Annotated in this window: 1 protein-coding gene; it reads left to right on the forward strand. The window is 67.3% G+C overall.

Features of this window, described 5'->3' with window-relative positions; translation table 11 throughout:
* A partial coding sequence (locus tag AEQ27_RS01115) for a PP2C family protein-serine/threonine phosphatase (RefSeq protein ID WP_054145008.1) occupies nt 1-1,295 on the forward strand: 1,295 nt, incomplete at its 5' end.
* Nucleotides 1,296-1,376 lie beyond the last annotated feature (81 nt).

Consider the following 1,376-nt stretch of genomic DNA (forward strand, 5'->3'; position numbering starts at 1 on the left):
GAGACACGCGTCCCAGCGTCTGGGGGGACAGGGGTCTCCTCGGAAAGGTCCTGTCGGCCTCGTCGCGACGTCACGTTCCCCTGCTGAAGCAGTTCTTCGTGTTCTTCTTCGTGCTGCTGGCTGCCGGCCTGAGCTCGGTCGTGCCCTGGTTGCTCGTCACGGATGCCCCGTCGATGTGGGCGGGGGTCGTCGCGGCGCTGTTCGGCGTCGGCTTCGCCGCGGCTGCGTCGTCCCAGCCGCGACTGCTCCGGTGGGAGATCGTCATCCCCGCGGTCGATTTCGTCGCCGTGGGTCTCCTCCGCTTCGGAACGGGCGACGGTCGGTCGATCTTCTTGCCGATCATCTTGTTGGCGATCGTGTGGATCGCGGTCTGGCCGGGTCGGCTGAACATCGTCTGGCTACTGATCGGCTCGACCGTGACACTGCTCTTGCCGTTCGCTCTCGACCCCACCGGGCGCGAACCCAGCGAAATCATCCGGTTGGTCTTCGCGTTGGCGATCTACGCCACGATCGGTCTCGCCATCAACGAACTGGCCCGGCAGGCGAGCCTCAAGGTGGACATCTCACGTGCCCAGCAGCACGCCGTCGAACGAGAGATCGAGAGGGCCGCGACCGTCCAGCAGTCCCTCCTGCCCCCGACGACGAGCATCCTCCCCGACATGTTCACCGTGCAGGGAACCTGCATCCCCGCACGGACCGTCGGTGGTGACTTCTACGACTGGTACCCCACCCCGGACGGCATCGCCCTGACGGTCGGAGACGTGATGGGCAAGGGCGTCGGGGCAGGGATGATCGCCGCCGCCGTACGATCCGTGATCCGGAGCTCGAGCGATGACGCCGACCCCGCCGTGGCTCTCCGCCGGGCCACCACCGGCCTGGCGGCGGGGGACGGCGGCGCCGACGTCCGATTCACGACCTGCTTCCATGCCCGCATCACCCCCACGGGAACGATCCGGTGGGCGGATGCCGGACACGGGCTGGCTTTCATCCGACGCGCCGACGGCGAGGTCGAGCACCTGCAGGCGTCCGACCTTCCGGTCGGACTCGGCGACGAGTGGACCTCGCACACCCAGCAACTCGAGGCAGGGGACACCCTGGTCTGCGTCAGCGACGGCGTCCTCGACCTCTTCGACGACGACCTCGTCGCCATCAGGCGCTTCACGGAGCTCCTCGCCTCGACGGGCATCCCGTCGGAGATCATCCGGAAGCTCATGGAACTGACGAACGCCGAGGACCAAGCCGACGACGTCACGGTCATCGCTGCGTCGTTCGACCCCGCACTCATCACTGCCTAACGACGGATATCGGCAAAGGCACGGCGACTTTGCAGCGGGGCCTGACCACCTCGTGCCGTTGTCGTCTGCCCGTTAGACGGT

Source organism: Frigoribacterium sp. RIT-PI-h, from assembly GCF_001297205.1.
GTDB lineage: Bacteria > Actinomycetota > Actinomycetes > Actinomycetales > Microbacteriaceae > Frigoribacterium.